A 25,766-nucleotide genomic window follows, 5' to 3' on the forward strand; every position below is an offset into this window, starting at 1 on the left:
CAGTTGAGCGTATTCTAAGCAATTCGGTCGGGATTCTTCGTAGCCAAAAGCAAAAGTGGCATTTTTATACTGGATTGAAAGCCGAAAATGGCTCAGAGCTTGGACAAAAGACTTAATTCAGGAAATGCTCAAATGCCCTCGACTCCGGTAACCGTAGCCCACTCTCCCGAAGCATCAACAGCACGTACCGGGATATTGCTCATGTTGCTTGGCATGTTAATGTTTTCGCTTAATGACGTCATGGGAAAGTGGTTGGTTTCGACTTATTCGGTTGGGCAAGTTGTATTCATTCGCAGCATTGCCGCCTTGGTCGTGCTGGCGCCATTTATATGGTTTAATGGCCCCAAGAAGATCGTGCAGGTCGACCAACCATGGACACAGGCAGCGCGGGTCATTCTTTCGACGGCTGAAGTTTTCGCATTCTACTTCGCAGTCATTTATTTGCCCTTGGCCGATGTCATGACCTACTGGCTCGCTGCGCCAATCTATGTGGCGGCGATCTCTCCCTTCATTTTGAAAGAGCCGGTTGGCTGGCGGCGCTGGAGCGCTATCATTCTTGGCTTTGTCGGGGTGATAATTGCACTTGAACCATCGTCGCAGGCACTTACGCCGCAGGCGGTCATTTCGATATTTGGCAGTATTGCCTTTGCGTTCATGCTGCTGCTGGGCCGCACATTGCGCAGCACGCCGGATACGACTTTGGTGTTCTGGCAGATTATTGGAGCAGGATTGGCGGGACTCGCCTGGATTTGTTTCGAGTGGACACCGGTGACGATGCGCGATCTATTATTGCTCGGACTACTTGGGATTGTCGCCATGCTTGCCCATGTGCTGGTCAACCGGGCATTGAAACTTGCCGATGCAGCCACGGTAGCGCCGCTGCAATATACGTTGCTCTTCTGGGCCATCCTGTTTGGTTGGATGGTGTTTGGCGACGTACCGCGCATGTCGATGCTCGTCGGCTCTGGATTCATCATCGCATCGGGCCTGTTCATCTTCTTCCGCGAACAGCAATTAAAGCGGCAAGGCCGGATGAAGCAACCAGCAGAAGCAGTTGTGGCCGGTTCAGGCGACGGTGCCTGAACCAATAAGATCAGAGACTTTCATGGCGGCGATGGACCAGTTCCGTGTCGAAGTGGTTGATCGCTTTTTCGAATTTGTCCCGGCAGCCAGGATTGCAGAAGCCGACAACGGCTCCATTATAAAGCGTCAGGCTGTCTTCCTTGATGGCATCGCCCGACCAAGGACAGGTCGTGTTTATCGCGTCCGCGATCTTGAGTTCGGTGTGCATTATATTCCTCCAACGTCAACGGTCAGGCAGGTTCAACATCGACTTTTGTAATCACTGAATTGGCAATAAAACATTGCTCATGGGCCGCGTGGTGAAATTCCGCTTCGGCGGCTTTGTCCGGTGACTGTCCGGCATAGGTCACATGCGGACGCAGAACCACGTGGCTGATATAGACTTTCCCCTTTTCGTTCTTTGCCAGTTCGCCTTGCGCCTCATCGCGGTATTCATCAATGACAAATCCGGCTTTTGCCGCACCGGCAAGAAAGAACAGCATGTGGCAACTCGAAATCGAGGCAACGAAGGCTTCCTCAGGATCGACATTCTCGGCCACGGAATAGGGCAGGCGCACAATATGCGGTGAAGACGAGGCTGGGACCTCTGCGCCGCCATCGAATTGCCAGAGATGGGCCCGGCTATATTTGTTGTCGGTGAAAGCAGCGCCTTCATCCCTATTCCATAAAATAGTCGCTCCGAATGTTGCCATGATCTGATTCCCGGTTTTGATCTGCGTTGCGGGAGCTTGTCAAAGCATGCCGGAATTGTCGATAAGGGATCATCGATAATAAGGATGGTAATGGTATGGATCTGGGTATCAAGGGAAGGCGCGCAATTGTTTGCGCAAGTTCGAAGGGGCTTGGCCGGGGTGTTGCTGAGAAGCTGGCAGAAGCAGGTGTCAATCTCACGCTTAATGCCCGCACGGAATCGACCTTGCGCGCCACAGCGGATGAAATCGCAGGAAAGTATGGCGTTGCGGTTCAGATTGTTGCGGAGGATGTAACAACGGAAGCAGGGCGCTTGGCCCTGTTGCGGGCGGAACCCAACGCCGACATTCTGATAAACAATGCGGGTGGCCCGCCTCCCGGTGTCTGGTCTGATTGGGGCGAAGAAGAATGGCTGCAGGCCGTCAATAATAATATGCTGACGCCGATCCTGCTCATGAACGCAATTTTACCCGGCATGATCGAACGCAAATGGGGCCGCGTCGTCAATATTACGTCGGGCTCGGTGAAGTCGCCTATCGCACAGCTTGGCTTGTCCAACGCAGCGCGCAGCGGCCTCACCGGTTTCGTCGCGGGAACTGCAAGGCAGGTCGCCCGACACGGTGTTATCATCAACAATTTGTTGCCCGGATCTCACGATACCGATCGGACCAAAGGCTTTATCGAGCGCACCGCCGCTGCCAAGAAAATTTCCTTGGAGGAAGCTCGCGCTGAAGCATATGCGGGAAATCCGACTGGGCGTTACGGTACTGCAGAAGAGTTCGGCGCTGCTGCCGCCTTTCTGTGCAGCCAGTTCTCCGGCTTCATTGTAGGCCAAAATCTTTTGCTGGATGGCGGGGCGTTCAACTCAACCTTGGGCTAGGGTCTGGACCCTAGAACCTATCGGGGTCACGGCGAGCATCGTGCAAACGAAGTCGTGACCCACTCCATCAACTTTGAGACCAACCTGCGACAGCGCATCTATTGACGGGCGGGGGTCAGATATGAAAAGTCCTGCGCAATCCATTGCATCAGGAAACAGCTATGATCCGCCATATTGTATTCTTCAGCGCCCGTAACAAAGATGATGTTGAAGCAATCATCACCGGGCTGAAACAGCTTGGTGAAATACCGCACTCAACCGCCTTCGAGGTGATGAAGAACACAAAGGTAGATCCGGTTTCCGATGAGATCGATGTCGTCGTCTATGGCGAGTTTGAGGACGCCGCCGCGCTCGCAGCCTACAAGGCCCACCCCATATATTCGGCAACGACCGCGCTGGTAAAACCCATGCGCGAGCTGCGCATCTCTGCGGATGTCGTGTCGACGCTTTAGCTTTAAGCTTCGCCTGAAATATTTTCGAGTATCGGACAGTCTGGCCTCTGGTCGCCATGGCAATGGGCGACCAGATGGTTCAGCGTATGCTGCAATTCACGAAGTTCAGTGATCTTACGCTCAACTTCCTGAAGTTTGGATTGCGCCATTGATTTGACATCGGCGCTGGCACGATCCTTATCCTCGTATAATGCCAGCAACTGGCGGCACTCTTCCACAGAAAATCCTAGCCCCCGCGAACGTTGCAAAAAGCGCAGCTTGTGGACATCGGACATTGAGTAGTCGCGATAGCCATTATCGGCTCGGTCTGGTTTTAGCAGGCCGATATCCTCGTAATACCGGATTGTCTTTGCCGGCAGGCCGGAGCGTTCGGAAGCGTTGCCAATATTCATGGAAACCTCACAGTTTGATAGTGCGTAACCGCAACGCATTGGCGATTACGGAAACAGAGGAAAGACTCATCGCTGCGGCAGCGAGCATCGGCGATAATAGGAGGCCGAAAACCGGATAGAGCACGCCGGCCGCTACAGGTACGCCAAGCACATTGTAGATGAAGGCGAAGAACAGGTTTTGCTTGATATTGCGAATGGTGGACGTAGCCAGCGTCCGGGCGCGAACGATACCGTTGAGATCTCCTTTTACCAAGGTTATTCCGGCGCTTTGCATTGCGACATCTGCTCCGGTTCCCATTGCGATGCCAACATCGGCGGCTGCAAGCGCAGGGGAATCATTGACGCCATCACCCGCCATGGCGACCTTCGATCCCTTGGCATGCAATTCGTCGATTAACTGTTTTTTGGTCTCGGGCAGCATATCGGCGCGAACCTCATCAATGCCTAGCTCTTTGGCGACCGCCAGCGCTGTCACCTTGTTATCGCCCGTCGCCATAATGATGCGAAGTCCTGCATCATGCAGTTTTCGTATGGCCTCGAGGGTCGTTGATTTGATGGGATCGGCGACCGCAAGAATACCAGCGGCCTTGCCGTCGACGGCAATAAAGAGCGCGCTTTTGCCTGCTGCTCTCAGGGCATCAGCCTGTTGGGTAAGGGCAGCGATATCGACGCCGATAGCCTGCATCATGGCAAGGTTCCCAAGCGCAACACTGTTGGTGCCGATTTTGCCCGATATGCCTTTGCCAGTGACAGCATTGAAGTAAGCCGCGTTCTGAACCGTCAGATTTCGTGCTTTTGCACCTTCAATAATGGCTTCGGCCAAAGGATGCTCGGAGCCCTTTTCAAGGCTTGCCGCAAAGCCGAGCAAATCATTTTCGGAAATGCCACCGACGGTTACAATATCCGTCAATTTCGGTTTCCCCTCCGTCAGTGTTCCGGTTTTATCGACAATGAGCGTGTCAACATTGGCAAAGCGTTCAAGCGCTTCTGCGTCTTTGATGAGAACGCCGGCCTGGGCACCGCGCCCTGTGGCAGTCATAATTGACATTGGCGTTGCCAGCCCAAGCGCACAGGGACAGGCTATGATAAGCACCGAAACGGCTGCAACGAGGCCATAGATCATGCCAGGTTCTGGTCCGATGAGAGCCCAGACAGCGAATGCGACGAGAGCAACAACAACCACGGCAGGAACGAAGTAACTGGCGACACGGTCTGCCATGCCCTGAATCGGCGCACGCGAGCGCTGTGCCGACGCGACCATGCCAACGATCTGGGACAGAACAGTATCCGCCCCCACCTTTTCCGCCGTGATCAGCAAAGTGCCATTCCGATTGAGCGTGCCGCCTGTGACAGTGTCCTCGACGTTCTTTTCAACTGGAAGCGGTTCGCCGGTCAGCATGGATTCGTCAATTGACGAACGGCCCTCAACAACAATGCCATCCACCGGCACGCTTTCGCCGGGGCGAACACGAAGACGATCACCCACCATCACGTCATCCAGCGGGACATCTGTTTCCGTGCCATCCTTGGCAAGGCGTCTGGCAGTCTTTGGCGCAAGGTCAAGCAGGGCACGGATCGCCGAGCCGGTTCGCTCGCGCGCCTTTAACTCAAGAATTTGACCAAGGAAAACAAGCGTAACGATAACCGCTGCCGCTTCAAAGTAAACCGGCACCGAACCGCCATGCATGCGGAAGGAATGGGGAAAAATATCCGGCAGAAATGTTGCAACGACACTGAACGCATAGGCCGCACCAACGCCAATGGCGATAAGCGTCCACATGTTCGGGCTGCGATGGACGAAGGACGACCAGGCGCGTTCGAAGAAGGGGATTGCCGCCCAAAGGACGACTGGCGTTGCTAAAGCAAATTCCAGCCAGATCGCAAGTTCCTCTCCAATCCACGAACGCAAGGGCAGTCCGAGCATTGGTCCCATTGTCATGAGCAAAAGCGGCACTGAACAAAGCGCACTGATCCAGAAGCGCTTGGTAAAGTCGACAAGTTCGGGATTGGGTCCCTCATCACCCGTCGGTATTCCCATTGGCTCCAGAGCCATTCCACAAAGCGGGCAGGAGCCGGGAACATCGCTGATGATTTCCGGATGCATAGGGCAGGTATATTGCGTTCCGGCAGGCATTGGCTTCGGCGCAGGGCGGTCACCAAGATAATCTTGCGGGGCCTTTTCAAACTTCGCCATGCAGCTGGCTGAGCAGAAATAATATTTCTCGCCCTCATGCCGCAGAAAATGTTTGGCGCTGGCGCGGTCGACCTTCATACCGCAAACAGGGTCTGTGGCTTCAAGATAGTTTGCCGGCTCTTTTGTGAATTTTGCATGGCAAGATGCGGAGCAGAAATGAAACACCCGTCCGCCATGCGTGGCCGACAGTTTGCCAGCATTCGGGTCCACAATCATTCCGCAAACGGGATCGCGTATAACCGCATCCAATGGAGGCTGAGATCCTCCGCAGCAGGAGTGATTATGATGATGGCTATGATCGTGTTTCATGATGCAGCTTTCGGTTAGAAACCAGATAGTGCATCAAAGATAATCTTTCCAGTAACTGGAAGGTCAAGGGCAGGATGACCGGGAATTGCTTAATTCGTCATCCTGCTTGGCTTATCTCTTCTCCGGTGCCAAGCTGCCCTGCCTCCCAGCCAAGAATTGCCCGCTTGCGGGTAAGGCCCCAATGATAACCCGTCAAAGCTCCGGATTTCCCCACTGCCCGATGGCAAGGCACGACGAAGGAAACCGGATTGGCTCCTACCGCCGCGCCAACGGCGCGCGATGCTTTGGGTGATCCGATATCGGCAGCAATGTCGGAATAGGCAACGCATTTGCCCATGGGAATCTTTAACAGCGCTTCCCAAACGCGAAGTTGAAAGTCCGTACCGATGGTTACGACCTTTAGGGGTTTGTCGGCGCGCCATTCTGACGGATTGAAAACACGTGCCGCATATGGGGCCGTCGCGGCAAGGTCTTCCACATAGGTGGCGTTGGGCCAGCGCGAAGACATATCGGCGAGAGCATCCCGTTCCTTGCCAGGATCGGCAAAGGCCAAACCGGCCAATCCCCTTTCGGTCACCATGATCAGAGCCTGACCAAAGGGTGAGATGAGGAAACCGTAACGGATGGTAAGTCCTGCACCGCGCGATTTGTAATCACCGGGCGACATGCCTTCATGGGTTACGAACAGATCGTGCAGGCGACCTGGTCCTGAAAGGCCGGTTTCATACGCTGTTTCCAGCAGAGGCATTCCGTCATCGAGCAGGCGTCGCGCATGGTCGATAGTCACTGCCTGCAAAAAACCCTTTGGCGACAGACCTGCCCATCGCGTGAAAAGCTTTTGCAGTCCCGTTGGTGAGAGGCCAGTGTCGCGCGCCAGTGTCTCAAGCGAAGGCTGGTCACGATAATCCTTGCTGATGCGCTCTATGATATGGCTCACAATGGCGTAATCATCACCCTTCGGCGTAATGTCCTTTTGAAGTATGGCCTGTGGTTTCATGGTTCTGTACCTCGTTGTTGAGGCTATATGACCATTGATAAGCCTTTGCCGCCACCCGATTCTTGCACGCTCTGCACTACCGGCTTTTGGCGGTCGCCAGCGCCCTTTGAAAAGCGGAAGCAAAGCTTTCGCGATCATCCGGATTAAGGAATGAGCCTATGGTCAAAGCTTTACCACGGCTCTCGACCCGCATCGATGTAATACCAATCTCCGAGTGACGAGACACGAGAAACCTTGTCCAGAAGGGGTTGAACTCATGCAACTTGCTTCGCCCTGATGGCGCAACCTGACGGACCTGCAAAGCGATGCGCGAAATGCTCACTTCCTCATGTGCACGCGCAGACCGGTAGTTCAGACGGAACGCAATATAGACGAGCAGAACATCAAGACCGAAAAACCCGAATACCGGCCAAGCGCCCAGCATCAGGAAGAAAATACCGGTTACAAAGCTGCTGATCCCCAGCGCTCCCATAACCACGAGAAACCCCATTTTTCCGAGCGAACGGTGCGGCACCAGAAGCGCGCGAAAAATCTCTTCTTCGTTGTGGGCGCCAGCGTCAATTGGGTCGATTGTTTGGCTCATGGTGTATAAGTATAGAAGGCAAATGGAAAATCCCAAGCATAAAATTGATCAGATTAGCGTGAGTAGCCCTGTATCAGCCAAGCCTCGCCGCGTGGCTGGTACGAGCTATACTGCAGCGGAAATCCATGAAATTTTCAGGCGGTTTGCGGTTCAGAGGCCAGAACCAAAGGGGGAGCTTGAACACGTCAATCCCTTTACGCTGCTTGTTGCTGTGGTGCTTTCGGCACAAGCGACGGATGTCGGTGTAAACAAGGCGACGCGTGCGCTGTTCAAAATTGCCGATACGCCTGAAAAGATGCTGACGCTTGGCGAAGAAAAAGTCGGCGAATATATCCGAACAATAGGCCTTTGGCGTAACAAGGCAAAGAACGTCATTACGCTCTCACAAACGCTGATCGCCAAATATGGCAGTGTTGTTCCGAATGACAGGGATGAACTGGTCAAGCTGCCGGGTGTAGGGCGCAAAACCGCCAATGTCGTGCTTTCAATGGCTTTCGGTCAGGCGACGATGGCGGTCGATACCCATATTTTTCGCATAGGCAATCGCCTTGGTCTGGCACCCGGCAAAACCCCTGAACAGGTGGAAGACAAACTGATGAAGATTATTCCTGCGGAATATCTTTATCATGCTCATCACTGGCTTATTCTGCACGGGCGATACACTTGCAAGGCCCGCAAACCGGAATGCCCTGCCTGTGTCATCGCCGATATCTGCAAGGCCGCCGAAAAGACATCGGAAATACCCGCGCCCCTGGTGCCTCTGCCGCCTCAGGTTTTCTAACTCACCGCCGCAGGAGGCTCGGACTGTGCAACGGCCTTGTGCAGATGCACCATCATTGCTGCTGCAAACAAAGGTGTCAGCAGGTTCAAAATCGGAATGGCCATGAAAGCTGCAATCACCAATCCTGCCAGAAATACCGTGGTCGAATGTTTGGAGCGCAAAGCCTTTGCTTCCATTTCAGGGCGGAATCGCATGGCGGCAAATTCAAAGAATTCTCGGCCCAGCAAATAGCCGTTCACCATGAAGAACGCGACGATGTTGACGCCAGGGATCAGCAGCAGAAGCAATGCAATGAAATTGCCGACGATGACGACACCCAGAAACTTTGCCGAAAGAATAAAAGAGCGCCATGCCGGAAGAGGCTTTCCCTTGGGATCAAGCGGGTAATCTTCTTTTTCCACGACTTCAGCAACATCATCGAGAAACAGGCCTGCAACGATGGCGGTCACTGGCGCGATCAACAATGCCAGTCCGAGAGCCAGTCCCAGACTTGCCAGAATCCCAGCGATAAAACCGATCCAGCCAGCCCAGGAAGGCAGGTCCGGTATCATTTGGTCAACAAATGGCCAAGCCAGAATTTCAAAGAGTTCGCGCAAGCCAAACCACACCCCAGCAAGCAGCAGAACTGTCAGTCCGATCGATTTCCACAGCACGGAGCGGAACTCCGGCCTGAATAGATGCCCAGCAGCAGCGCGAGCGCTTTCGAGTATCATGGCGTTCCGTGCTCCAGTTGTTCCTATATAGGGGACATAGGTTCGGTAATGGTTGATGACAAGGCAACATGCAACGGAGGGGGTGGTAAAGCCGTTGCTGACGCGCTACCAAGTGCTCCGGAATATTCACTTAAGGTGTAATCGCCGCTAAGGCCTCGCAATCCGGAGAATTCATGTCCAGCTATGACGTGCTTTGCATCGGCAACGCTATTGTCGATATCATTGCCCGCACCGATGACGATTTCATCGTGAAGAACGGCATCATCAAAAATGCAATGAACCTCATTGATGCCGAGCGTGCGGAATTTCTCTACGGGCGTATGGGCCCCGCGATCGAAGCTTCGGGCGGAAGTGCCGGCAATACCGCCGCTGGCATCGCTAGCCTTGGAGGCCGTGCTGCTTATTTTGGCAAGGTTGCCGATGATCAGCTTGGCCATATTTTTACCCATGATATCCGCTCGCAAGGCGTAGCATTCGACACGCGCGTGCTACAGGCGCCGCCCCCCACGGCCAGATCCATGATCTTTGTAACGCCCGATGGCGAACGTTCGATGAATACCTATCTCGGCGCCTGCATTGAGCTTGGACCGGAAGATGTCGAAAGCTCGAAAGTTTCTGAAGCAAAGGTAACCTATTTCGAAGGCTACCTTTGGGACCCGCCCCGCGCGAAGGAAGCGATCCGGCTTTCCGCAAAAATCGCCCACGAATATGGCCGCGAAGTATCGATGACGCTTTCGGATCCATTCTGTGTAGACAGATATCGCGATGAGTTTCTTGATTTGATGCGTTCAGGCACGGTCGACATAGTCTTTGCCAACGAAGCCGAGTTGAAATCATTGTACCAAACCGATGATTTCGAAACCGGTTTGGAGTTGATCCGCAAGGATTGTAAGCTGGCTGCGATCACACGCTCCGAAAGAGGCTCGGTCGTCGTGTCGGGGGATGTAACCGTTTCAGTTCCGGCAATAGCAATTGAAGAACTGGTTGATACAACCGGGGCAGGTGATCTTTATGCTGCGGGCTTTCTGTTTGGTTATACCAGCGGCCGGTCATTGACCGACTGTGCAAAACTTGGCTCGCTGACAGCTGGACTCGTAATCCAGCAGATCGGTCCTCGCCCTCAACAAAATCTGAAGACGGCAGCTGAACAGGCGGGGTTGCTATAAACCTATTCCGAGCGGATATATCCGTCCCGCTTGAGTTCCTCATCGGTGCGGCCGGGCTTGTGATAGTTGGGTAATATCCAGCCGAAATATAGCGCTCCGCCGCGAACGGCAAAAGCGGCGAGCGCGGCTGCAACTGCTGCGATCTCGGGAGCAACGGAGAGTTTGTACAAAAGCGTATACGCGCTGGAGCCAGCCAACGCCGCCGTGACGTAAATCTCGCGGCGCATGAGCACCGACGGTTCGCCAGAAACGATATCACGCAATATACCACCAAAGGTTGCGGTCAAAATTCCCGTTACAACTGCGATTGTGGAATCGAAGCCAAGAGCCAGTCCTTTGGCAGCACCAAGAACACTATAGGCCGCAAGGCCCATCGCATCGAGCCACAACAGCAAGCGATAGCGCGACTCCAGTAAGTTTGCCGAGAAATAGACAATGAAGGCAGCTGCCATGCAGACGAGCAAATTGCCCGGGTCCTCAACCCAAAACACTGGAACGCCCAAAATTAGATCTCGTAACGTGCCGCCACCGATCCCGGTAACAGCAGCCAGAAAGATGAAGGCTATGATATCGAGTTGTCGCCGGGAAGCGGCAAGCGCGCCCGTGGCAGCAAACACAAACACGCCCGCATAATTGAATATCTGAATCATGGTCATGGGCAGTGCTCCGCGCATTTATCTGGCTGGAAGATACAGCACGCAGCGGCCAAAATGAAAAGAGCCGCGTCCCTTGGGAACGCGGCTCTTTCAATCACTCAGATTGGCTCAGGCGTCTTTTTCCGCTTGTGGATTAATTGGGCCGGGTTCAGGTTGACCTTCAGCCGCGGCCTGCTTGGGGCCACCTTTGGAAACGCCAACCAGAGCCGGGCGCAGCATGCGGTCGCCAATAACGAAACCGGACTGTGCTACCTGCAACACTGTATTATGCGGTACGTCAGCATTGGGAATTTCAAACATTGCCTGATGGAAATTCGGGTCAAATTTTTGGCCCTGCGGTTCAATCTTCTTGACGCCGTGGCGCTCCAGAGCCGACATCAGCGAGCGTTCGGTAATTTCCACACCCTCTGCCAGTGCCTTGAAGCCAGCATCCCCCTGCGCCAGCGCATCAGCGGGAATCGCCTCCAGCGCGCGCTTCAGATTGTCTGAAACCGAGAGTACATCGCGCGCAAAGTTTGCAACCGAATAGCTGCGCGCATCATGCACGTCACGAGCGGTGCGCTTGCGCAAATTTTCCATGTCGGCGGCAAGGCGGAGAAGCTGATCTTTCAGGTCGCCATTTTCCGCGCGCAGCTTGTCCAGCTCGGCCCAGTTTTGAGCATTTGTCTCGACTTCGTCTTCATTGGCCAGAGCATATTCCTCGGCCTTGCGCGATTTCAGAAAATCATCGGCAGCGCGTTTCAGCGCATCGCGATCACGCGGATTTTTCAGATCGCGCTGATCGAGATCAGGTGTGTCGTGATTGTTCTTTTCGTCAGTCATCTATCCAGTCCGTCCTATATTCGTAAGTTGCGCTGGATATCGAGGTTTAGCATCCGAAAATCAAGTGCAAACCGCGCTAACGCAAGAGTCTTGAGACAAGTTGTGCCGTATAGTCCACCATCGGTACGATGCGGGCATAGTTCAACCGGGTCGGACCAATGACACCAAGCGCACCGATGATACGCTGTTCGGAATCCCGATAGGGCGCAATTACCAAAGAGGAGCCGGATAGCGAAAACAGCTTGTTTTCTGAACCGATGAAAATACGCACACCAGGTCCGGCTTCGGCCAGATCGAGCAGTTGCAGCGTGCCTTCCTTGGTTTCCAGATCATCGAAAAGATGGCGCAGACGTTCCAGATCGGCTTCCGCATGGATGGAATCGAGCAGATTACCCCGGCCCCGGACGATCAGGCGTGCCGGCTGGCCAGCTCCGTCACCACCCCAGATAGCCAGACCCTGCTGCACCAGATGCTGCGAAAGACTATCGAGAGCCTGTTGCGTCTCATCCTTCAGGCGGGCGATTTCCTGCCTTGCCTCGGTAATGGTACGCCCCTGAATATGCGCATTGAGAAAGTTGGATGCTTCGATCAGTTGTGAGGGCGTGACACCGATTGGCAGGTCAATGACACGGTTTTCCACATCGCCATTCTGCGTCACGAGAACCGCCAGGGCTTTGGTTGGTTCCAGCCGCACAAATTCGATGTGTTTCAACGCGCCTTCCACCTTCGTCGCGAGCACAAGGCCCGCGCCGCGCGACATGCCGGACAGGATCTGGCTGGCTTGTGTCAGCACGTTCTCGGCGGTCTGCGCATCACCGGCACGAACCTGCGCCTCAATGGAATTGCGTTCGGAAGATGAAAGATCGCCGACCTCCATGAAGGCATCCACGAAAAAGCGCAGCCCAAGCTGTGTGGGCAGGCGTCCTGCGGAAATATGCGGCGCATAAACGAGACCGAGATGTTCAAGATCGCTCATCACATTGCGGATCGTTGCCGGCGACAAGGCGACGGGCAATATGCGGGACAGGTTTCTCGATCCGACAGGTTCACCGTCGCCCAGATAACTTTCGACGATGCGCCGGAAAATATCGCGTGATCTCTGATCGAGCGATTGGAGTGCTTCCGGGGCGACTGCTTTGTTCATTATGCCTCATCTATCTCATGACTGTGCCATAGATATAAGCATTGTTAGAGCAATCATCAAAGCCTTTGCTTCATAACATCATCGCGGTTAAAAGGCGGAAAGCTTATCAACAAGAGGTCTATCCATGCGTCACTCCAAACGAGCCCCCGACGAAATGCGCGCCATTTCCTTTGAGCGCGGCATTTCAAAACATGCCGAGGGCTCGTGCCTGGTTAAATTTGGCGATACCCATGTTTTGTGCACAGCCAGCCTTGAGGAAAAAGTACCGGGTTGGATGCGTAATAGCGGCAAGGGCTGGGTGACAGCGGAATATGGCATGCTGCCCCGTTCGACGGGTGATCGCATGCGCCGTGAGGCATCTTCGGGTAAACAGGGCGGCCGCACGCTTGAGATTCAGCGGCTGATCGCGCGTTCCTTGCGTGCAGTCATTGATCTGCAGGCGCTGGGCGAAGTGCAGATTACGGTTGATTGCGATGTGATTCAGGCCGATGGCGGCACGCGAACTGCGGCAATCACCGGAGGCTGGGTTGCCTTGCATGAATGCTTGCGCTGGATGGAGACACGCCAGATGCTGAAAGTTGACAAGGTTCTCAAGGATCATGTTGCCGCGATTTCATGCGGTATATCCAACGGAACGCCCGTCATTGATCTCGATTATCTGGAAGATTCCACGGCACAGACTGACGCCAATTTTGTCATGACCGGCAAGGGTGGAATTGTTGAGGTGCAGGGTACTGCCGAAGGTGAACCGTTCTCACAGGAAGAATTGCTGGCGCTGATGGATTTGGCCCGTAATGGCATTACGCGGCTGGTCTCACTGCAAAAAATGGCGGTTAGCTAAGAGTAATGACCATGCAGCCATCATCTATTCTGGAAACAGCGCTTTATGTTGATGACGTCGAGGCTGCGGCGCAGTTCTATAGTGGCGTTCTCGGGCTTGAGTGCATTTTGCGGGCAGGGGAAGAATCTGCATTCTTCGTCTGCGGGGCAGGTGTACTCATCGTTTTCAACGTGGAAAAGCTGAAACAGCGCCCCGCTGGTGGGCTGCCCATTCCAAAGCATGGAGCGGAAGGTCCGGGTCATGTGTGTTTTCGCGCCACACGGGATGAAATTGCTGCATGGAAATCCCATCTCGAGAAACATGGCATTGCCATCGAAAGCGAATTCGATTGGCCAAGTGGCGCACATTCGCTTTATTTTCGTGACCCCGCCGGTAATTCGGTCGAGTTCGCCGAACCAAAATTATGGAATCTGAAATGAGAACACTCGAAAAGGGCAAGCTGCTGGTTGCCAGCCACAATCAGGGTAAGATCAACGAAATGATTGATCTGCTTGGTCCTTTTGGTTTTGAGGTCGTCTCTGCCGCAGAGCTAGGTCTGCCCGAGCCGGATGAGACAGGCACGACCTTTGAAGAGAATGCCTATATCAAGGCCTTTGCCGCTGCCAAAGCCACTGGGCTGGTGGCGCTTTCTGACGATTCCGGCCTGTGTGTCGATGCTTTGGACGGCAATCCCGGCGTCTACACGGCCAATTGGGCTGAATTGCCGGATGGCAAACGCGACTTTGCGCATGGTATGCAGAAGGTCGAAACGGCGCTTCAGGATGCGGGTGTGACCAAGGCTGAAGACCGTAGCGGTCGATTTGTTTCTGTCATTTGCCTTGCTTGGCCCGATGGCGAAGCAAATTATTATCGCGGTGAAGTGGAAGGCGAAATCGTCTGGCCGCCGCGTGGCACAGCTGGCTTCGGTTTTGATCCCGTTTTCAGGCCAGAAGGCTACGACACAACATTCGGTGAAATGACCGCAGAACAAAAACATGGCTGGAAACCCGGCGATGAATTGGCGCTCTCCCACCGTGCCCGCGCCTTTCAGCTATTTGCCAAAGATTGTCTGGACGTTGCATGAGTCATAGCGACCATAGGTCCGAATCCGGCTTCGGGATCTATGTCCACTGGCCCTTTTGTATGGCGAAATGCCCCTATTGCGATTTCAACTCGCATGTCCGGCATCAAGCTGTCGACCAGCCACGCTTTGCAGCGGCATTTGCCCGCGAAATGGCAACCATGCGCGAGCGTACGGGTCAGCGCAAAGTCTCCAGCATATTTTTGGGTGGTGGCACACCATCCTTGATGCAGCCGGAAACCGTAGCCTCTGTCCTGAACGAGATCGCGCGCAACTGGCATGTGCCGGACGATATTGAAATTACGCTGGAGGCTAATCCAACCAGCGTTGAGGCGGATCGTTTTCGTGGCTATCGCGCGGCTGGTGTCAATCGGGTGTCCTTGGGGGTTCAGGCGCTGAATGATCCTGATCTGCGTCGTCTTGGCCGCATGCATAATGTTGACGAAGCGCTGGTTGCGATCAAGCTTGCGCGGGAGATTTTTCCAAGGCTCTCATTTGATCTCATCTATGCAAGACCGGACCAGACCATCGAAGCGTGGCGGGACGAGCTTGCCAAAGCAATTTCCTATGCGGCAGATCATCTGTCGCTTTACCAGCTGACAATTGAAGAGGGCACGCCTTTCTACAATCTATGGAAGGCAGGAAAACTGATAACGCCCGACGGCGACCACGCGGCGGCACTTTACGCTGAAACGCAAGAAGTCACTGCAAAGTATGGTCTGCCAGCCTATGAGATTTCAAACCATGCCGCGCCGGGCGCAGAATCCCAGCATAATCTCGTTTATTGGCGCTATGGTGAATATGTTGGAGTTGGTCCAGGCGCCCATGGGCGTTTTATCGAAAATGGTACGCGTGCTGTAACCATCACCGAGCGTCATCCTGAAACATGGATGCAGAAGGTCGAGGCGGATGGCCATGGCATTGTCGAAGAAGAGTTTCTGACGGGCGAGCAGGAGGGAGACGAGTTTCTGCTGATGGGCCTGCGTCTGGTAGAGGGTATTGATCTTTCCCGTTATGAGCGCCTGACCGGCCATGGTGTCAAGGAAAGCCGTGTAATCTCTTTGGCGGAACAGGGGCTTATCGAATATATCGGTAATAGTCGCATCCGCACAACACCCGAAGGCGCTATCGTGCTCAATGCCGTTATCGCTGATCTCGCAGCTTGAGGATAAAGCGTGTCTGAGGCCCACCAATCTGATGAAAAGGACCGGAGCTACCAGATTGGCAGTTCGTCCTATCGTGCGCGGCCTCTTGAGCCTGCGCTCTACATCGTGGCGACACCCATAGGCAATCTTGGCGACATGACCCTTCGCGGTATTGAGACCTTGGCGGCAGCCGACATTATCGCTTGCGAGGACACGCGCGTCAGCCGCGTCCTGCTTGATCGCTATGGTATTTCCCGCCGTCCCTACGCCTATCACGAGCACAATGCCGAGATGGCAGGGCCCAAAATTATCGAGGCACTCCTTGCCGGAAAGAGCGTTGCGCTCATTTCCGATGCCGGTACGCCGCTGGTTTCAGACCCAGGCGGGCGGCTTGTTCCTGAAGCCAAAGCGGCTGGCATTCGTGTCGTGCCAATCCCTGGCGCATCCTCTGTCCTTGCAGCCTTGACTGCTTCTGGCCTGTTCAAGGATGCGTTTTACTTTGCCGGATTCCTTTCCTCCAAACAGGGCCAGCGCCGGGCAAAGCTGGAACAGTTGAAGACATTGGATGCCGCGCTGGTGTTCTTCGAATCGCCCAATCGCGCCGCAGCGACCCTGGCCGATATGGTTGAGATTTTTGGACCTGAGCGCCAAGGCTCGCTCTGCCGCGAGTTGACCAAGGCATATGAGACCGTGACTACCTTGCCTTTAAAAGAACTCGCTGCGGAGTTCGATGGTGAAGACCGTATTCGCGGTGAGGTTGTTCTGGTGATCGGACCACCACGGCAAGATGAACATGTGGCGCGCAGCGATGATGATATTGACGCATTGCTGAAAGCCCTCAGTCAGGAAATGTCGCCTGCAAAGGCGGCGGGGGAAGCCTCCCGCATGACAGGCCGCCCAAAAGGCGAGCTTTACCAACGTTTGCTGGCCATGAAGTAGGAATGCCGATGGGCGCGAAGGACAAGCGTCATAAAGCTTACCGTCGCGGCCACTCTGCCGAACGCCTCGCCGCAGTCGCCGTGATGTTGAAAGGCTATCGGATTGTGGATCGCCGCTATCGCACGAAGCTTGGAGAAATCGATCTGATTGCGCGACGCGGCAATATTGTCCTCATCATTGAAGTCAAAGCGCGGCGTACCCTTCAGCAGGCGATGGATTCGGTCAATCCGCTCGCCATGGGCCGAATAGAGGCTGCCGCCGACCAATGGCTGGCCCGTCAGCCGGATCATGACCGCCTTTCGCTTCGCTTTGATCTGGTTGCGATCTTGCCTTGGCGTTGGCCCGTTCATGTTCCGGCTATATTTACCGCCTGATACCAAGGCGTTGAGATGCTGACGCATCACGCCTTGAAGATGTTCAAGCGCCACACGGGCTTTACCAAAATGCGAAGAGTCAAGATTATCGCATTTTGGTATGAGCATCATTGGGCTTGCGGCACCATGTGGACGATTTCCCAGACATGGCCGTCAATATCCTGAAAGCTGCATCCATACATGAAGCCTTCATAGTCTTGCTTTGGCTTCCATTCTTTGCCTCCCGCAGCAATAGCCTTTGCAAAAGTCTCATCGACTTCTTCCTTGCTTGCTGCCGAAAGCGCAATAAGCACTTCCTGAGATTTCGTTGCGTCGCTAATGCCGTTATTGATGAAGTCCTTGAAGCGGTCTTCTTCCATCAACATTGCAAAAATATTCTCTTCGATAATCATGCAGGTTGTTTTCTCGTCAGAGAAGTCCGGATTGAAGCTAAACCCCAAAGCCGCAAAAAAGGCTTTTGAAGCAGCAAGATTCTTGATCGGCAGGTTTACGAAAATCATACGCATCGGGATAAAATCCTCTCTGTTTGATAACTCACTTCCGAATGACGAATAGAATTGTCAGATCCCGACAGTCATGAAAAAATAAAAAACAACTTGCAATCGAATTTAAACCCGATAAGAATGGTCGTGTATTAAGCGCCGTTCATTTGCGGCTGCGTTCCTTTGGCCTTTCCTACCTCCTTTATGGAGCGAGGGGAGGTGCAACTATGTATGGCGCAGAAAGAGAATCCGATTACCTTCGGTTTTTCAGAAATTATATGCTCCTGCGCGTGAAACGGCGCATTTCTGTTTCTTATAATCAGGTCATTGATATCGGATAATTCCCATAGCCATTGGGATACCCACGATTCATGCCTATTCGTTCCAACCAGCTATCTGTCTTTCCAGCCTTCTTCCGTGTTCGGAACGAGGTGCTTGTGGTTATAGGCAATGGGGAAGAGGCCTTGAATAAGGCCCGGCTTCTGACACAAACCAGTGCCACCATCCGCATAGTCGCTGCCGAACCGGAACCAGAACTTGCCGCCTTTTTGCGGAGCGGCAATTACGACCATATTGTAGAAAAATTTGCTCCCAAGCATTTGACCGGCGCAAAGCTGGTCTTTGTCGCCACTGGCGATGAAGGTCAGGATATTGCCATTGCCGATGAAGCGCGCCGCCAGAATATTCCTGTTAATGTCGTTGACCGTCCTGATCTGTGTGACTTCTACACACCTGCCATTGTCAATCGCGCGCCTATCGCCATTGCCATAGGCTCTGAGGGTACGGGCCCTGTACTGACCCAGCTCATCCGTGCGCGCATTGATGCGGCTTTCTCCCCGCGTCTCGGGGATCTGGCCCGTCTCGCCAATGCCTACCGGCCTGCCGTTGAACGGCTGGTGAAAAAGGGACTGTCGCGGCGTATTTTCTGGCGCTCATTCTTTTCGGGCGATGTAGCAAGCAATGTTTATAAGAATGATCTGATCGGAGCCCATGACGCTGCCGCAAATCTGCTCGAAAATCAGGGTTCTCCCAAAGGCTGTGTCTGGTTGGTTGGGGCGGGTCCGGGCGTTGAGGATTTGCTGACCTTGCGTGCGCACCGCGTCCTGATGGAAGCTGATGTGATTGTTTATGATGCGCTGGTGCCAGAGGCTGTTGTTGCCATGGGCCGCCGCGATGCCACGAGACTGTCTGTGGGCAAGCGCAAGGGTTGCCATTCCAAGAGCCAAAGCGAGATCAATGATCTTCTTGTAACGCTTGGCCGCGAAGGCAAGCGCGTCGTTCGATTGAAATCTGGTGATCCGCTGGTTTATGGTCGCGCTGGCGAAGAAATGGCCGCTTTGCGCGACGCCGGTATCGCCTTTGAGATTGTCCCTGGTATTACATCTGCCTTCGCTGCCGCAGCAGATATGCAGCTTCCGCTCACATTGCGCGGCGTTGCATCCTCGCTGGTCTTTACCACTGGCCACGATATGACGGGCGATATACTGCCGGATTGGGCACGCCTGGCTATTTCCGGTGCAACCATCGCCGTTTATATGGGCCGGAGTGTTGCTGCTTCCGTTGCCAATCGCCTGATTGAGGCGGGCCTTCATGCGGATACCGGCGTTGCTGTGATTGAAAACGCCGGACGTGCGGAACGTCGCATGTTCCACGGGACATTGAAAGATTTGCCAGCACTTGAACAACGCAGCGATCTGAAGGGGCCGGTCATGGTTGTCATTGGCGATGCTGTCGCCGGTGCCGCCATTCATCTGGCAGAACCGCTTTCTGCAAGGAAGACAAAGTTTGAAGATTTCGTGGCCGAGCGCCACATGGCAGCGCAAGCTGTCTGAACCGCAAGGATGATGATCATGAGTGTCAAAGTTTTAACAGCGAACCGCCTGACCGATGGCGAAGCAGTTTGGCTTGGTGCCAATGGTGAGTGGCTCGACCATATTGATGGTGCCCTTGTCGCACGTCATGCCGAGGCTGTGGCAGCGCTTGAGGAAGCCGGTAAAGCCGCGATAAAGTCCAATCTCGTCATCGACGTTAATGTCATTGATGTTGAGGAACGCGGTACAAACCTATATCCGCTACGCCTGCGCGAACGTATCCGCCAGCTCGGCCCGACAACCCGTCTTGATCTTGGCAAGCAAGCCGAGAAAACCAGCGCCAACGCCGCCTAATTTCTGAAGGTCCGCATAGAATGTATCGTTACGATGAGTTTGATCACGCGTTTGTCTCTGCCCGCGTCGAGCAGTTCAAGGATCAGGTTGAGCGGCGTCTTGCTGGCGAGCTGACTGAAGAGCAGTTCCGCCCGCTGCGTTTGATGAATGGTGTCTATCTTCAGCTGCATGCCTATATGCTGCGTGTTGCGATCCCCTATGGCACATTGTCAGGTCGGCAGATGCATAAATTGGCGCATATTGCGCGCCGTTATGATCGCGGTTATGGCCATTTCACCACACGACAGAATATCCAGTATAATTGGCCGGCTTTGAGCGATATGCCAGCGGTGCTTGATGAATTGGCCTCTGTCGAAATGCATGCTTTGCAGACATCGGGCAATTGCATCCGCAATGTCACAGCCGATCATTTTGCCGGTGCCGCCGCTGATGAAGTTGCCGATCCGCGTCCCTATGCGGAGATTCTTCGTCAATGGTCGTCAATGCATCCGGAATTTTCCTATCTGCCGCGCAAGTTCAAGATCGCAGTCACCGGTGCTGATCGGGATCGCGCAGCCATTCAGGTCCATGATATCGGGCTTCATCTGAAAAAGAATGAAGCCGGAGAACTTGGCTTTGCTGTCTATATTGGTGGCGGCCAGGGCCGCACGCCGATGGTTGCCAAAAAGATCCGGGATTTTCTGCCCATTGAGGACTTGCTGACCTACACGACGGCAATCGTGCGTGTGTATAATCTGCATGGCCGCCGCGATAACAAATACAAGGCACGTATTAAAATCCTAGTGCATGAAACCGGCACCGAGGAAATTACCCGTCAGGTCGAGGCTGAATGGCAGGCAATCAAGGATACCGACTTGAAGATGCCGCAACAGGATGTTGATGCCATCGACAATTATTTCCGCATGCCAAATCTGCCACAGCGTCCCGAAGGCTGGTCGCAGCTTGCGATCTCGCGTAAGGCCGATCCTTCCTTTGCGCGCTGGGTCGATCAAAATGTAACGCCGCACAAGAATCCGGACTACGGGGTCGTGACGATCTCCTTGAAGCCGATTGGTGGTATTCCAGGCGACGCAACAGACGCGCAGATGGATCTGGTGGCAGATATCGCCGAGAAGTTCTCGAATGATGAGATCCGCGTCAGCCATGAACAGAATCTCGTTCTGCCGCACGTCGCCATTGCTGATCTGCGCATTGTTTATGATCTGCTGCTGACCGATGGCCTAGCAACAGCCAATGCCGGACTGATCACGGATATCATCGCTTGCCCCGGCCTTGATTATTGCGCTTTGGCCAATGCCCGTTCCATTCCGGTGGCACAGCGCATTTCAGAGCGTTTCGGCCAGCCGGAACGTCAGGCGGATATTGGCGAGCTCAAGATCAAGATTTCCGGTTGCATCAATGCCTGCGGCCATCATCATGTCGGCCATATCGGTATTCTGGGCGTCGAGAAGAAGGGCGAAGAGCTTTATCAGATTTCGCTCGGTGGCTCCGGTGATGAGATTTGCACGATTGGCGATATTACTGGTCGCGGGTTCTCTTCCGAAGAAATCGTCGATGCGGTGGAAACCATAGTTGATCGCTATCTTCAGGTGCGGACGGACAAGGAAGAAAACTTCCTTGCAACTTATCGCCGTCTGGGCGCTGCACCGTTCAAGGACGCGCTTTATAACGAGACTGCAAATGCTGCTTGAAACAAATGAACGTACCGTGGCGGACGAAGCGCGCGCGCTTCAGGCCCGCTATGGGAATCTCGAACCGGCCGATATTATCGAGCTGGCGATAGATCATTTGTTCAATGAAGAAATTGCTGTCGTGTCATCATTTGGCGCCGAATCTTCGGTGCTTCTGCACCTGATTGCGCAGGTGGATCGTGCCACGCCGGTTCTGTTTCTGGAAACCGGCAAACATTTTCCGGCAACCTTGCGTTATCGTGACGAGCTTGTTGGCGAATTGGGCATGACAGATGTTCATGACATTCATCCCTTGCAGCAGACGCTCAAGGATGAGGATCCCTATGGCGCCATGTCGATGACCAATAAGGATCGCTGCTGCTATATCCGTAAAGTGGAGCCGATGGCCCGGGCCGTTGCGCCTTATCGCGCATGGATGACCGGTCGCAAACAGTTTCAGGCATCGACGCGTAATGCATTACCGGTGTTTGAATCGGTGGGTGAGCGTATTCGCATCAACCCGCTGGCCCAATGGACATCAGCGGACCTTCAGAACTACATGGTCGCCAATCACTTGCCTCCACATCCGCTGGTGGCAGAAGGCTATCGTTCGATCGGCTGCATGCCCTGCACGCAGCCGGTGAAAGAAGGTGAAGATGCGCGTTCCGGTCGTTGGGCTGGCAGCGACAAAACAGAATGCGGTATCCACCTGACGGGACTTACCGATCAATTGAGCAATATTTCCCTGACGGATTCGAGCCTATGAGTGACATTTCTGAAAGCGTAGCTGGTGAACTTTGGGGTCGCGAAGGATTTCGTGAAGATCCTTACATTGCCGCTGAGACACTCGAAGAAACAGGTGATGCGCCGGCTGTAATTCTTCCTCTGGCTGCATGGCTAGGCCTGGATGAGAGCATCCGCAACAATACCAACCGCAAGATCGGGGTATCGGTCGCGCCGGGCGAAAGTATCGACCCTCTTCTGCCATTGCTGGATACAATACCGCTTATTGCGCTGCAGTTTCCGGCTTTCAACGATGGCCGCTCTTATTCGAAGGCGGACATCTTGAAAAACCAACATCAATTCAAGGGAGAGCTGCGTGCGGTGGGCGATGTGCTGATCGATCAGGTCGCCTACATGTTGCGTACCGGTTTCGATACGATGAAGGTTACACATGCCGTAACGCTGACACGCCTTGCGGAGCACAATCTGCATGATGCACCCGGCTATTATCAGCCCGGCAGAGGTTCGCACACCGTACCGGGCGCCTATAGCTGGCGCCGGGTTCCGGGCGCCTGAAACAATAAAATTCAATTCGGTTTGTTGGAAAGCACTTATATGTCAGAACTTATTGAAACAGATGTCGTTATCGTCGGTGCCGGTCCTGTTGGCCTCTTTGCGGTATTCGAGCTTGGCCTTTTGGACCTGCGCGCCCATGTCATCGATATTCTTGATCGTTCGGGCGGCCAATGCGCCGAACTCTATCCGGAAAAGCCGATTTATGACATTCCGGGTCTGCCGGAAGTGACAGGGCAGGATCTGACCGATAATCTGCTGAAGCAAATTGCGCCGTTCGATCCGCAGTTCCATTTTTCGACGATGGTGACCGCGCTCACACGTTTGGAGGATGGCCGGTTCCGTGTCGAGACTGATGCGGATGAAGTCTTCCTGACCAAGGTCATTGTCATTGCAGCCGGCGGCGGTTCGTTCCAACCCAAGCGCCCGCCTGTGCCGGAAATCGAACATTATGAAGGCGTCAGCGTCCACTATGCTGTTCGCAAGATCGAGGCTTTCCGCGGCCATGACGTTGTCATCGTTGGCGGCGGTGATTCGGCGTTGGATTGGACGTTGAATCTTGAACCCGTAGCCAAGTCCGTCACGCTGGTGCATCGCCGCCCGGAATTCCGTGCCGCTCCCGACAGTGTCAACAAGATGTGGGCGCTTGAAAAAGAAGGCCGTGTAAAATTCCGTATGGGTCAGCTTGGCAGCCTTGAGGGCGCTGATGGCCAACTGTCCAAGGTGCTGCTGAAGGGCGGCGAAGCCGGGGAAGAAATTATCGAGGCCAGCCGTTTGCTGCCATTTTTTGGCCTGACAATGAAGCTAGGTCCAATCGCGGATTGGGGCCTGAACCTCGATCAGAATCTGATCGCGGTCGATACGGAGAAATTCGAGACATCAGAGCCCGGTATTTTCGCGATTGGCGACATCAATACCTATCCGGGAAAGCTGAAGCTTATCCTGTCAGGTTTCCATGAGGCGGCTTTGATGTCCCACGCAGCAAAACGGATCGTGGCCCCTGGCGAACGTATCGTTTTCCAGTATACGACGTCCTCAACATCCCTCCAGAAGAAACTGAAAGCAGCTTGAGTGTCTGATTCTCTTTACATCCACGTCACCGATCAGAAGGGCGAACGTCATACGCTGGAGGCCTTGGAAGGCTTCCGTGTCATGGAAGTCATTCGGGATTGGGGCCTCGACATCAAGGCGGAATGCGGCGGCGCTGCTGCTTGCGGCACCTGCCATTGCTATGTCGAGGAGGAATGGACTGAGAAGCTTTTTGCACCGCTGGATGAAGAAATCGATCAGCTCGACGTGACATTTCACGTCGAGGAGAACTCCCGCCTCTCATGCCAGCTGATCATGACGGAAGAACTGAATGGCCTGGAGATTACTCTCGCTCCAGGCACTCAGAAGGACAGCGTTGCAGCCTGATTTATGGCAGCGTTGCTATGCGGGTGGTCAAAAGCTCGAAGAAGCCATCAGAATCCACGTTCCGAATGTAAAAAGCATTCTTCGGGCGGTCAGTAATCCCCCACCAGTCAACCACCGTCATGCCGAACGTCAATTCGTTGGCTGCGTCCACTTCGACATTGCAGTGACGCCCCGTATAGAGCTCCGGCTTAAGCAGGTAGGCGATCACATTGGGATCATGCAAAGGTCCGCCATCGCTGCCATATTTTTCTTCGTCGAAACGTTCAAAAAACTCAAGCAGGGCAACTGATGCGTCGCCGCATCTGGTGCCCAAAGCGCGGAACCGATCGATGCGTTTGGCAGTGGTCAGGGCCTGGTGTGTCACATCCAACGGCAGAATTACAATTGGAACGCCTGACTGCAACACGATTTGCGCAGCCTGTGGGTCGACATAGATATTGAACTCGGCAGTCGGCGTTATGTTGCCACCCTCAAAAAAGCCACCGCCCATCAGGACGATTTCCTTGATCCTCGGTGCAAGTTCTGGCGCGCGCAACAGAACATGGGCGATATTGGTAAGTGGTCCAAGCACGCAAAGCGTGACAGTTCCCGCCGGTTCACTGCGTAAAGTCTCGATAATGAAATCGACCGCATGCTGATCCTGCAAAGGCATGGACGGTTCAGGCAGGTCGGGACCATCGAGGCCGGTCTTGCCGTGAACATGTTCGGCCGTGATCAAGGGGCGCATCAACGGACGATCCGCACCGGCAAAGACACGCGTATCGGAGCGCCCGGCCAATTCGGAGATTTTACGCGCATTCACTTCGGTCAAGGCAAGCGGCACATTGCCGGCAACGGCTGTAATACCCAGCACATCCAGTTCCGGGCTGGCAAAAGCCAAAAGAATCGCGAGAGCGTCGTCCTGCCCCGGATCTGTATCGATTATGATTTTACGTGCCATTTGTCGGTTTCTCTCATCTATATGCCGCACTCTCTTGAAGTCTCAAGGTCGATAGACCATATCTGAGTACAGGAGCGAAATGCTGTTGAATTACGGGTTTTGCTTTAGGTCGCTTTACTAAAGGACTGCTTGGATGACACGAATGACACCTTTTTCAAGCCCATTGCTGCTTGGATTCGATTCGATGGAAAAGACGTTGGAGCGTATCGCCAAATCCGGCGACGGCTACCCGCCATATAATATCGAGCGTATCCGTTGCAATAACGATCGTGAGCAGTTGCGTATTATTCTCGCCGTGGCGGGATTTTCCAGCGACGATCTCGAAGTTACCACTGAAGATAACCAGCTGATTATTCGCGGTCGCCAGACCGATGAAGAAACGCGCGAATATTTGCATCGCGGCATCGCGGCCCGCCAGTTCCAGCGCATATTTGTTCTTGCCGATGGAATGCGGGTTAGCAATGCCACTTTGAAGAATGGGCTACTGTCGATCGACCTCGACCGGCCGGAACCTGAACGATTGGTCAAGCGCATCAATATTGCGGTCGAAGACTGATCAGGGCTCTAACAGGACAG

The 25,766-nt window shown here is 54.0% G+C and carries 31 protein-coding genes; 19 read left to right on the plus strand and 12 right to left on the minus strand.

The features are described from left to right. The first annotated feature begins 132 nt into the window (after positions 1-132). Positions 133-1,083, plus strand: a complete 951-nt coding sequence (locus tag AC6CHM_RS15280; RefSeq protein ID WP_115054606.1) for an EamA family transporter — start codon at positions 133-135, stop codon at positions 1,081-1,083. Positions 1,084-1,093: 10 nt separating this feature from the next. Here AC6CHM_RS15280 and AC6CHM_RS15285 read toward each other — a convergent pair whose 3' ends face one another. Both AC6CHM_RS15285 and AC6CHM_RS15290 read right to left on the minus strand, forming a co-directional pair. Next, a complete protein-coding gene (locus tag AC6CHM_RS15285) occupies positions 1,094-1,291 on the minus strand; it encodes a glutathione S-transferase (protein ID WP_115054607.1) in 198 nt (65 codons plus the stop codon). Between the two features lie 22 nt (positions 1,292-1,313). Beyond that, on the minus strand, positions 1,314-1,775 hold the full coding sequence (locus AC6CHM_RS15290) for an OsmC family protein (protein ID WP_307281778.1): 462 nt from the start codon (positions 1,773-1,775) through the stop codon (positions 1,314-1,316). 95 nt (positions 1,776-1,870) lie between these two features. Between AC6CHM_RS15290 and AC6CHM_RS15295 the strand changes: the two genes are divergently transcribed. Further along, on the plus strand, positions 1,871-2,653 hold the full coding sequence (locus AC6CHM_RS15295) for an SDR family oxidoreductase (RefSeq protein ID WP_307281781.1): 783 nt from the start codon (positions 1,871-1,873) through the stop codon (positions 2,651-2,653). Positions 2,654-2,814: 161 nt separating this feature from the next. Then, a complete protein-coding gene (locus AC6CHM_RS15300; RefSeq protein ID WP_115054610.1) occupies positions 2,815-3,105 on the plus strand; it encodes a Dabb family protein in 291 nt (96 codons plus the stop codon). A 2-nt stretch (positions 3,106-3,107) separates the two neighbouring features. Here AC6CHM_RS15300 and cueR read toward each other — a convergent pair whose 3' ends face one another. The 4 genes from cueR to AC6CHM_RS15320 all read right to left on the minus strand — a co-directional run bounded on the left by cueR (position 3,108) and on the right by AC6CHM_RS15320 (position 7,580). Then, complete coding sequence (gene cueR / locus AC6CHM_RS15305; RefSeq protein ID WP_115054611.1) at positions 3,108-3,497, minus strand: Cu(I)-responsive transcriptional regulator; 390 nt, start codon at positions 3,495-3,497, stop codon at positions 3,108-3,110. A gap of 7 nt (positions 3,498-3,504) precedes the next feature. Continuing rightward, on the minus strand, positions 3,505-6,000 hold the full coding sequence (locus AC6CHM_RS15310; protein ID WP_498173650.1) for a heavy metal translocating P-type ATPase: 2,496 nt from the start codon (positions 5,998-6,000) through the stop codon (positions 3,505-3,507). Between the two features lie 97 nt (positions 6,001-6,097). Then, positions 6,098-6,997, minus strand: a complete 900-nt coding sequence (locus tag AC6CHM_RS15315; protein WP_354342973.1) for a methylated-DNA--[protein]-cysteine S-methyltransferase — start codon at positions 6,995-6,997, stop codon at positions 6,098-6,100. 76 nt (positions 6,998-7,073) lie between these two features. Then, the gene (locus AC6CHM_RS15320; protein WP_115054614.1) at positions 7,074-7,580 is read right to left on the minus strand and encodes a DUF2244 domain-containing protein; all 507 of its coding nucleotides are present in this window, start codon (positions 7,578-7,580) and stop codon (positions 7,074-7,076) included. A gap of 22 nt (positions 7,581-7,602) precedes the next feature. Between AC6CHM_RS15320 and nth the strand changes: the two genes are divergently transcribed. After that, positions 7,603-8,361: an endonuclease III gene (gene nth / locus AC6CHM_RS15325; protein ID WP_498173651.1), complete on the plus strand. Its 759-nt coding sequence runs from the start codon at positions 7,603-7,605 to the stop codon at positions 8,359-8,361. On the opposite strand, the gene AC6CHM_RS15330 is transcribed toward nth, so the two are convergent. After that, complete coding sequence (locus tag AC6CHM_RS15330) at positions 8,358-9,074, minus strand: sulfate transporter family protein (RefSeq protein WP_307281800.1); 717 nt, start codon at positions 9,072-9,074, stop codon at positions 8,358-8,360. The genes nth and AC6CHM_RS15330 overlap by 4 nt on opposite strands. Before the next feature lie 173 nt (positions 9,075-9,247). Here AC6CHM_RS15330 and AC6CHM_RS15335 point away from each other — a divergent pair, with 173 nt between their 5' ends. Further along, positions 9,248-10,240: an adenosine kinase gene (locus tag AC6CHM_RS15335; protein WP_115054617.1), complete on the plus strand. Its 993-nt coding sequence runs from the start codon at positions 9,248-9,250 to the stop codon at positions 10,238-10,240. Positions 10,241-10,242: 2 nt separating this feature from the next. Here AC6CHM_RS15335 and AC6CHM_RS15340 read toward each other — a convergent pair whose 3' ends face one another. The 3 genes from AC6CHM_RS15340 to hrcA form a co-directional block, all read right to left on the minus strand. Further along, a complete protein-coding gene (locus AC6CHM_RS15340) occupies positions 10,243-10,896 on the minus strand; it encodes a trimeric intracellular cation channel family protein (protein ID WP_115054618.1) in 654 nt (217 codons plus the stop codon). Positions 10,897-11,004: 108 nt separating this feature from the next. After that, positions 11,005-11,718 carry a nucleotide exchange factor GrpE gene (gene grpE, locus AC6CHM_RS15345; RefSeq protein ID WP_115054619.1) on the minus strand — a complete coding sequence of 238 codons (714 nt, stop codon included), beginning with the start codon at positions 11,716-11,718 and terminating at the stop codon, positions 11,005-11,007. 76 nt (positions 11,719-11,794) lie between these two features. Further along, entirely contained in the window at positions 11,795-12,862 is a 1,068-nt protein-coding gene (gene hrcA / locus AC6CHM_RS15350; protein WP_115054620.1) for a heat-inducible transcriptional repressor HrcA, read from the minus strand. Positions 12,863-12,986: 124 nt separating this feature from the next. On the opposite strand from hrcA, the gene rph reads away from it, so the two are divergent. Genes rph through AC6CHM_RS15380 form a run of 6 tightly spaced genes read left to right on the plus strand, consistent with a single transcriptional unit; the run spans position 12,987 to position 17,221 of the window. Further along, on the plus strand, positions 12,987-13,703 hold the full coding sequence (gene rph / locus AC6CHM_RS15355; RefSeq protein WP_307281811.1) for a ribonuclease PH: 717 nt from the start codon (positions 12,987-12,989) through the stop codon (positions 13,701-13,703). Positions 13,704-13,714: 11 nt separating this feature from the next. Beyond that, positions 13,715-14,122 carry a VOC family protein gene (locus tag AC6CHM_RS15360; RefSeq protein ID WP_307281813.1) on the plus strand — a complete coding sequence of 136 codons (408 nt, stop codon included), beginning with the start codon at positions 13,715-13,717 and terminating at the stop codon, positions 14,120-14,122. Then, positions 14,119-14,766: an RdgB/HAM1 family non-canonical purine NTP pyrophosphatase gene (rdgB, locus tag AC6CHM_RS15365; protein WP_354342968.1), complete on the plus strand. Its 648-nt coding sequence runs from the start codon at positions 14,119-14,121 to the stop codon at positions 14,764-14,766. The genes AC6CHM_RS15360 and rdgB overlap by 4 nt, the downstream gene beginning before the upstream one ends. Continuing rightward, positions 14,763-15,929 (plus strand): radical SAM family heme chaperone HemW, encoded by a 1,167-nt coding sequence (gene hemW / locus AC6CHM_RS15370; RefSeq protein WP_336440241.1) that lies wholly within the window; start codon positions 14,763-14,765, stop codon positions 15,927-15,929. Before rdgB ends, hemW begins: the two co-directional genes overlap by 4 nt. Positions 15,930-15,983: 54 nt before the next feature. Continuing rightward, a complete protein-coding gene (rsmI, locus tag AC6CHM_RS15375; RefSeq protein ID WP_498173685.1) occupies positions 15,984-16,847 on the plus strand; it encodes a 16S rRNA (cytidine(1402)-2'-O)-methyltransferase in 864 nt (287 codons plus the stop codon). 8 nt (positions 16,848-16,855) lie between these two features. Further along, complete coding sequence (locus AC6CHM_RS15380; protein ID WP_498173652.1) at positions 16,856-17,221, plus strand: YraN family protein; 366 nt, start codon at positions 16,856-16,858, stop codon at positions 17,219-17,221. A gap of 107 nt (positions 17,222-17,328) precedes the next feature. Here AC6CHM_RS15380 and AC6CHM_RS15385 read toward each other — a convergent pair whose 3' ends face one another. Beyond that, the gene (locus AC6CHM_RS15385) at positions 17,329-17,727 is read right to left on the minus strand and encodes a VOC family protein (protein ID WP_115054625.1); all 399 of its coding nucleotides are present in this window, start codon (positions 17,725-17,727) and stop codon (positions 17,329-17,331) included. A gap of 347 nt (positions 17,728-18,074) precedes the next feature. Here AC6CHM_RS15385 and cysG point away from each other — a divergent pair, with 347 nt between their 5' ends. Genes cysG through AC6CHM_RS15420 form a run of 7 tightly spaced genes read left to right on the plus strand, consistent with a single transcriptional unit; the run spans position 18,075 to position 24,250 of the window. Continuing rightward, positions 18,075-19,535 (plus strand): siroheme synthase CysG, encoded by a 1,461-nt coding sequence (gene cysG / locus AC6CHM_RS15390; RefSeq protein WP_498173653.1) that lies wholly within the window; start codon positions 18,075-18,077, stop codon positions 19,533-19,535. An 18-nt stretch (positions 19,536-19,553) separates the two neighbouring features. After that, positions 19,554-19,868: a DUF2849 domain-containing protein gene (locus tag AC6CHM_RS15395; protein WP_498173654.1), complete on the plus strand. Its 315-nt coding sequence runs from the start codon at positions 19,554-19,556 to the stop codon at positions 19,866-19,868. Between the two features lie 20 nt (positions 19,869-19,888). After that, the gene (locus AC6CHM_RS15400; protein ID WP_115054627.1) at positions 19,889-21,559 is read left to right on the plus strand and encodes a nitrite/sulfite reductase; all 1,671 of its coding nucleotides are present in this window, start codon (positions 19,889-19,891) and stop codon (positions 21,557-21,559) included. Further along, the gene (locus AC6CHM_RS15405; RefSeq protein WP_307281835.1) at positions 21,549-22,304 is read left to right on the plus strand and encodes a phosphoadenylyl-sulfate reductase; all 756 of its coding nucleotides are present in this window, start codon (positions 21,549-21,551) and stop codon (positions 22,302-22,304) included. The genes AC6CHM_RS15400 and AC6CHM_RS15405 overlap by 11 nt, the downstream gene beginning before the upstream one ends. A gap of 5 nt (positions 22,305-22,309) precedes the next feature. Beyond that, positions 22,310-22,837: a DUF934 domain-containing protein gene (locus tag AC6CHM_RS15410; protein ID WP_370878847.1), complete on the plus strand. Its 528-nt coding sequence runs from the start codon at positions 22,310-22,312 to the stop codon at positions 22,835-22,837. A 39-nt stretch (positions 22,838-22,876) separates the two neighbouring features. Further along, complete coding sequence (locus AC6CHM_RS15415; RefSeq protein WP_498173655.1) at positions 22,877-23,905, plus strand: NAD(P)/FAD-dependent oxidoreductase; 1,029 nt, start codon at positions 22,877-22,879, stop codon at positions 23,903-23,905. Next, positions 23,906-24,250, plus strand: coding sequence for a 2Fe-2S iron-sulfur cluster-binding protein (locus tag AC6CHM_RS15420; RefSeq protein WP_307281840.1), 345 nt, complete (start codon positions 23,906-23,908; stop codon positions 24,248-24,250). Between the two features lies 1 nt (position 24,251). Here AC6CHM_RS15420 and AC6CHM_RS15425 read toward each other — a convergent pair whose 3' ends face one another. Further along, positions 24,252-25,190, minus strand: a complete 939-nt coding sequence (locus AC6CHM_RS15425) for a nucleoside hydrolase (RefSeq protein WP_307281843.1) — start codon at positions 25,188-25,190, stop codon at positions 24,252-24,254. Positions 25,191-25,323: 133 nt separating this feature from the next. Here AC6CHM_RS15425 and AC6CHM_RS15430 point away from each other — a divergent pair, with 133 nt between their 5' ends. Next, positions 25,324-25,746: an Hsp20 family protein gene (locus tag AC6CHM_RS15430; RefSeq protein WP_115054633.1), complete on the plus strand. Its 423-nt coding sequence runs from the start codon at positions 25,324-25,326 to the stop codon at positions 25,744-25,746. Positions 25,747-25,766 lie beyond the last annotated feature (20 nt).

This window comes from Phyllobacterium sp. GQ127 (assembly GCF_059758635.1).

Excerpts from the sequence above, each read along its gene's own strand:
- AC6CHM_RS15280 (WP_115054606.1), top strand. The coding sequence starts at position 133 with ATGCCCTCGACTCCGGTAACCGTAGCCCACTCTCCCGAAGCATCAACA.
- AC6CHM_RS15285 (WP_115054607.1), bottom strand. The coding sequence starts at position 1,291 with ATGCACACCGAACTCAAGATCGCGGACGCGATAAACACGACCTGTCCT.
- AC6CHM_RS15290 (WP_307281778.1), bottom strand. The coding sequence starts at position 1,775 with ATGGCAACATTCGGAGCGACTATTTTATGGAATAGGGATGAAGGCGCT.
- AC6CHM_RS15295 (WP_307281781.1), top strand. The coding sequence starts at position 1,871 with ATGGATCTGGGTATCAAGGGAAGGCGCGCAATTGTTTGCGCAAGTTCG.
- AC6CHM_RS15300 (WP_115054610.1), top strand. The coding sequence starts at position 2,815 with ATGATCCGCCATATTGTATTCTTCAGCGCCCGTAACAAAGATGATGTT.
- cueR (WP_115054611.1), bottom strand. The coding sequence starts at position 3,497 with ATGAATATTGGCAACGCTTCCGAACGCTCCGGCCTGCCGGCAAAGACA.
- AC6CHM_RS15310 (WP_498173650.1), bottom strand. The coding sequence starts at position 6,000 with ATGAAACACGATCATAGCCATCATCATAATCACTCCTGCTGCGGAGGA.
- AC6CHM_RS15315 (WP_354342973.1), bottom strand. The coding sequence starts at position 6,997 with ATGAAACCACAGGCCATACTTCAAAAGGACATTACGCCGAAGGGTGAT.
- AC6CHM_RS15320 (WP_115054614.1), bottom strand. The coding sequence starts at position 7,580 with ATGAGCCAAACAATCGACCCAATTGACGCTGGCGCCCACAACGAAGAA.
- nth (WP_498173651.1), top strand. The coding sequence starts at position 7,603 with ATGGAAAATCCCAAGCATAAAATTGATCAGATTAGCGTGAGTAGCCCT.
- AC6CHM_RS15330 (WP_307281800.1), bottom strand. The coding sequence starts at position 9,074 with ATGATACTCGAAAGCGCTCGCGCTGCTGCTGGGCATCTATTCAGGCCG.
- AC6CHM_RS15335 (WP_115054617.1), top strand. The coding sequence starts at position 9,248 with ATGTCCAGCTATGACGTGCTTTGCATCGGCAACGCTATTGTCGATATC.
- AC6CHM_RS15340 (WP_115054618.1), bottom strand. The coding sequence starts at position 10,896 with ATGACCATGATTCAGATATTCAATTATGCGGGCGTGTTTGTGTTTGCT.
- grpE (WP_115054619.1), bottom strand. The coding sequence starts at position 11,718 with ATGACTGACGAAAAGAACAATCACGACACACCTGATCTCGATCAGCGC.
- hrcA (WP_115054620.1), bottom strand. The coding sequence starts at position 12,862 with ATGAACAAAGCAGTCGCCCCGGAAGCACTCCAATCGCTCGATCAGAGA.
- rph (WP_307281811.1), top strand. The coding sequence starts at position 12,987 with ATGCGTCACTCCAAACGAGCCCCCGACGAAATGCGCGCCATTTCCTTT.
- AC6CHM_RS15360 (WP_307281813.1), top strand. The coding sequence starts at position 13,715 with ATGCAGCCATCATCTATTCTGGAAACAGCGCTTTATGTTGATGACGTC.
- rdgB (WP_354342968.1), top strand. The coding sequence starts at position 14,119 with ATGAGAACACTCGAAAAGGGCAAGCTGCTGGTTGCCAGCCACAATCAG.
- hemW (WP_336440241.1), top strand. The coding sequence starts at position 14,763 with ATGAGTCATAGCGACCATAGGTCCGAATCCGGCTTCGGGATCTATGTC.
- AC6CHM_RS15380 (WP_498173652.1), top strand. The coding sequence starts at position 16,856 with ATGGGCGCGAAGGACAAGCGTCATAAAGCTTACCGTCGCGGCCACTCT.
- AC6CHM_RS15385 (WP_115054625.1), bottom strand. The coding sequence starts at position 17,727 with ATGCGTATGATTTTCGTAAACCTGCCGATCAAGAATCTTGCTGCTTCA.
- cysG (WP_498173653.1), top strand. The coding sequence starts at position 18,075 with ATGCCTATTCGTTCCAACCAGCTATCTGTCTTTCCAGCCTTCTTCCGT.
- AC6CHM_RS15395 (WP_498173654.1), top strand. The coding sequence starts at position 19,554 with ATGAGTGTCAAAGTTTTAACAGCGAACCGCCTGACCGATGGCGAAGCA.
- AC6CHM_RS15400 (WP_115054627.1), top strand. The coding sequence starts at position 19,889 with ATGTATCGTTACGATGAGTTTGATCACGCGTTTGTCTCTGCCCGCGTC.
- AC6CHM_RS15405 (WP_307281835.1), top strand. The coding sequence starts at position 21,549 with ATGCTGCTTGAAACAAATGAACGTACCGTGGCGGACGAAGCGCGCGCG.
- AC6CHM_RS15415 (WP_498173655.1), top strand. The coding sequence starts at position 22,877 with ATGTCAGAACTTATTGAAACAGATGTCGTTATCGTCGGTGCCGGTCCT.
- AC6CHM_RS15425 (WP_307281843.1), bottom strand. The coding sequence starts at position 25,190 with ATGGCACGTAAAATCATAATCGATACAGATCCGGGGCAGGACGACGCT.
- AC6CHM_RS15430 (WP_115054633.1), top strand. The coding sequence starts at position 25,324 with ATGACACGAATGACACCTTTTTCAAGCCCATTGCTGCTTGGATTCGAT.